Below are 5,350 nucleotides of genomic sequence, written 5' to 3'. Positions count from 1 at the left end.
GTTATTTGAGGAAATGACCCTAGATGCTTATAAGTTGTTAGGTTTGGCTAATGATTTATTTGTAGGTGAAGCTAAGGAACAACTACTCAATACTCTTCAAGATTTAGCGAAAAATTTGAGTCAACTCGAAGCGCATATTTCTCAAGCTTAGATGGATACTGTTGGCGCAATCTTAATTAAATTTTAAGGTAGATACAGAAAGCCTATTATTGCTCCTATCTAAGGGTTTTTCTATCTGTTGTATGATGCTTGGAGAATTTTTATCATTGACATAATCTGATAAAATATGATAAACTATAGATAATTTTTATTTTCTACTATTTAGCAATGCTATTGGAATGTAAAATTTAATTACACCCAAATAATTATCAGAAAACATTGCTAGAGCTAAAAATACTTTTCAAATAGGCTACAAAGATTACAGCTCAAGGGTTTCGCATCTAAGAATCATATTTTTTATCCATTTGGGTTAGAGCCATTTTCAGGCTATTGACCTATTTCCATTACCTATGTGGAGTTTTGGGTGATTTTTGTCACTGGAAATATCAAAGTTTTACTGACAAACGGTTTGAGAAGTACTGCATGGAACTGATAAATCCGCGCAAACCTAACCCCCCTGCCCCCCATCCCTACAAGGGAAGGGGGGTTGCCGGAGCCTCTCTCGGAGTAGGAGAGAGGTTTGGAGAGAGGTTTTTATGAGTTGACAAACAGCTTCTGAATTAATAATTTAGGTGGCCTCCTAGTCGGCCGTTCGATAGTTTCCCTATCTATAGACCTCTTGCAAAAGTCTTGATTAAATTAATTCAAGATATAAAATCAACAATTTAATCTCCCTATTCCCTATTCCCTATTCCCTATTCCCTGACTTCTGCAAGAAGTCTTATGATTTTTATCATTTTTTAACTCCTAGTATTGAATATATTTATGAAACCTAATTTTGCAGATTCTTACAAAATCACAGCTCTGACTATAATGCTTGGCACATTAGCAGCAGCACCCGCCAAATCTCAACCTATAACTCCTGCTAACGACGGCACCAACACAACTATTAATCAAAACGGTAATCAATTTGATATCCAAGGTGGTACTCGCAGTGGGGCCAACCTTTTTCATAGCTTTGACCAATTCAATGTCAATTCTGGCCAAACTGCCAACTTTGTCACCACCCAAGACACTAGCAACATTCTTGGTAGAGTTACTGGTGGAAATGCCTCTTATATTAATGGTCTTATCCAAGTTATCGGGGGTAATTCCAACCTCTTTTTAATGAACCCCGCAGGCATAATGTTTGGCCCAAACGCTAGCCTCAACATACCCGCCTCATTCAGTGTCACCACCGCCACAGGAATTGGTTTTGATAACAACAATTACTGGTTTAAGGCCATGGGTACAAATGATTATGCTAATTTAGTCGGAGAACCCAGTGGTTATAGATTTAATGTATCTAACCCAGGTGCTATAGTTAACGAAGCCAATTTAACATTAAATCCTGGAGAAAACCTAACTTTTGTAGGTGGAACAGTCATCAACACTGGTCAACTATCCACCCCAGGGGGAAACATTACCATTGCAGCAGTAGAAGGTGGCAGCACTCTGAAAATATCTCAACCAGGACATGTATTAAGTTTAGAAGTACCCTCAACAACAGGGAGTGAGTCAGAAACTGTAAGTATTACCCCCCAATCTTTGCCCGGACTTTTAACAGGTGGGAGCGACATGAGCGCCACATCCATAACTGTGAATGAAAGTGGGGAAGTGGTATTGACAGCTTCAAATACAGTGGTTGAAGATGTAGCAGGAACGGCGATCGCTTCTGGGAGTTTGGATGTATCGAGCGGTGAGGATGTAGGAGGGCAGGTTAATGTGTTAGGCGATCGCGTAGCTCTGATTGATACTAATATTAATGCGAATGGTTTAAATGGTGGAGGTAAAGTATTAATTGGAGGCAACTCCGAAGGCACAGTTTTCAATTCTCAAGACACTTTTGTTAATAGTGGCTCAACTATTTATGCTTATGCTATTGAGGATGGAGATGGAGGAGATGTCACAATTTGGTCTGATGGAATTACTAATTTTGCGGGACAGATTGATGTTGCAGGAGGGTTACTTTCTGGTAATGGAGGGTTTGTTGAAGTTAGGGGACAACAAGAATTAACATTTTATAGTAGCTCAACTATTTACGCTTATGCTATTGAGGATGGAGGAGATGTAAAAATTTGGTCTGATGGAATTACTAATTTTGCGGGAGAGATTGATGCGACAGGAGGGTTTTCTGGTAATGGAGGGTTTGTTGAAGTTAGGGGACAACAAGAATTAACATTTGATAGTGGCTCAACTATTTATGCTAGTGCTATGGGGAATGGAGATGGAGGAAATGTAAAAATTTGGTCTGATGGAATTACTAATTTTGCGGGAGAGATTGATGTTGCAGGAGGGTTACTTTCTGGTAATGGAGGGCTTGTTGAAGTTAGGGGACAACAAGAATTAACATTTGATACTGGCTCAACTATTTCTGCTAATGCTTTTGACAATGGAGACGGAGGAGATGTAAAAATTTGGTCTGATGGAACTATTAATTTTGCGGGAGAGATTGATGCTACAGGAGGAGAATTTTCTGGTAATGGAGGGTTTGTTGAAGTTACGGGACAAGAATTAACATTTGATGGAACTGTGGATGTTACTGCAGCATTAGGAGAAGATGGAACGATATTATTACAACCAGAAACTATAACGATAGGACAAGCACAAGGAGAAGGAGAACCAGAAAATTCCAATAATTCACAAATTGCTCAAGATGAGAATGCAGATGTGACAATTTCGGCAGAAAATATTGGGCAATTATCAGGGAATGTAATATTAGAAGCTGACAATGATATAACAGTTAATGAAAAGATAGAAACTGATTCGTCTGTAGAATTAAAAGCTGGTAGAAGTATTAATATAAATGCTGATATTGATACATCAGTTGGGAATGGAAATATTGATTTACTTGGTAATAATGATGAGATGAATGTTGCTAACCGGAGTGAAGGGGCAGCATCAATAAATCAGTTAGATGGAACGACGTTAAATGCTGGTAGTGGCACTATTAATATTGAGTTAGGAAATTTGGGAGAAGTAGGGGATATAAATCTGGCAAATTTAACTACAACAGGGCAGGTTTTAGTTAATGCTAATGGGGGAAATATTGCTAGGGTTTCTGAGAATTCAATTATTAATGCGGGTAGTGTTTTATTTCAAACAAGTGGCAGTGGTGGAATAGGTTTAACAGATGCGCCTTTGCAGTTAAATGTGGAGAACTTAGAAGCGGTTTCTGGTAGTGGAGGAGTATTTTTTGATTTAGGAAATGTAAATATTGGTGGTGTGAGCGAGGATGTAGATGGTATTTCTGCAAGTGGAGGAAATATAGAAATTAAGAGCGAAGGAAATGTTACATTAACAGAAAATATTTCTGCGGATGGTGCGATTAATATAGAAGCGACTGGAGATATTTCTGCTACAGGAAGTGGAATTAGTAGTAATGGGGAAAATGTTTCTTTGTCTGCAACTAATATTTCCATAGCAGATGAGTTTGATGAAACTTCTGGGGATGCGGATATTAAGTTAGAGGCGACAAATAATATTACTGTTGAGGATATAGAGGATGATGTGTTGGAATTTCTGCCTGGGGATGGAGAGATAGAATTTCGTGCAGATGTGGATGGGGATGGAGTTGGTGTTGTTCAGATGTTGGATAACCAAGCAGATATTGGTAGCGATCCGAATACCTTTGAGAATGGGGCAGATACTATTAAGACTAATGGGCGCAATTTGACTATTGCTGGTGCTGAAATTGTTTTGGGAAATATTGATACTTCGCTATCAACCTATTCATTATTTAATTTTAATGTAGATGTGGATGAGGGTGGAGCAATACCGACAGAAGGTACAACAGGGGATGCAACCTTTACTTTTACTGTAGATGGTGACTTGGGAACTGTAGAGGATCTAGATGTTCGGTTTTCTGCCGCACATACTTGGAATTCAGATTTAGAAGTTTATCTGACATCACCAGAAGGGCAGGAAGTAACATTGTTTGCTGGTGTTGGTGGTGATGGAGACAATTTTCAGGATACAGTATTGAATGATGATGCTTCTGCAAGTATTAGCTCTGGTAACGCTCCGTTTAATGGTACATATCGTCCTCAAGGAAATTTAGCAGATTTTAATGGAGAGAACCCCAATGGAACTTGGACTTTGACGGTCAAAGATACTTATCCTACAGCAGATGATGGCACTTTGTACAGAGCTGGTGATGCTGCTCCTTGGGGGACTGCCGTAGGAACACAACTCTTGCTACGTACTCCTGTTGTTCAGAGTGGTGGAGGAAATGGTGGGGCAATTAATATAGAAGCAACTCATGGCGATATTAGTGTAGCAAATATTCGTAGTTTGAGCAAAACTGGTGATGGGGGTACAGTTGACCTGAAGGCTAACAACAACATTATTACAGGTCCGATTAATTCTAGTTCAAATCAAGGAATTGGGGGTGATATTAACCTCAATGCTATCTCTGGTAATATTGATACACTTTCATTGGATACTTCATCCTTTGATGGAGATGGGGGTAATGTAGAGATAACAGCAGCACAGGATATTAATACAGCAGATATTACTGCTAGCTCTTGGACTCAAAATTCAGGAAATATAACGATAGAAAGTACAGCAGGGGCAATTGATCTAACCGAAGGATTAAATGCCTCATCCTCTAATGGAAATGGAGGTAATATACAGATTAAAGCAACAGAGAATATTACTACAGCATATCTTACTGCTATCTCTTGGACTCAAAATGCCGGAAATATAACGATAGAAAGTACAGCAGGGGGGATAACTGCTCAAAATGATATAGATGCTAGAGGCAAGAATAATGGAGGTAATATACAAATTATTGGAGTACAGGATATTACTACCTCAGGAATTACAACCGAGTCTTATCAAAATGCTGGTAAAATTCGCATAGAAAGCACAGCAGGTTCAATTAATACCACTGCAGGTTCGCTTTTCAGTCATTAAGTTTCAGGAAATGCAGGGAATGTAGAGATAACGGCAGCAGGGGATATTAATACAGCAGATATTGCTACTTATTCTGAGGAAAATGCCGGAAATATAACTATAGAAAGTACAACAGGGGCGATAACTGCTCAAAATGATATAGATGCTAGAGGCAAGAATAATGGAGGTAATATACAAATTATTGGAGCAGGGGATATTAATACAGCAGATATTACTACTTCTTCTGAGACTCAAAATTCAGGAAATATAACGATAGAAAGTACAGCAGGGGCAATTGATCTAACAGAAGGATTAA

Annotated in this window: 1 protein-coding gene; it reads left to right on the top strand. The window is 38.8% G+C overall.

The features are described 5' to 3' along the window. Positions 1-924 precede the first annotated feature (924 nt). The gene (locus F6K22_RS30345) at positions 925-5,055 is read left to right on the top strand and encodes a two-partner secretion domain-containing protein (protein ID WP_293106784.1); all 4,131 of its coding nucleotides are present in this window, start codon (positions 925-927) and stop codon (positions 5,053-5,055) included. Positions 5,056-5,350: the final 295 nt, after the last annotated feature.

Origin of the sequence: Okeania sp. SIO2F4 (genome assembly GCF_010672385.1) — a bacterium.
Classification (GTDB): Bacteria; Cyanobacteriota; Cyanobacteriia; order Cyanobacteriales; family Microcoleaceae; genus Trichodesmium.
This window is presented reverse-complemented; position numbering and strand designations above follow the sequence as displayed.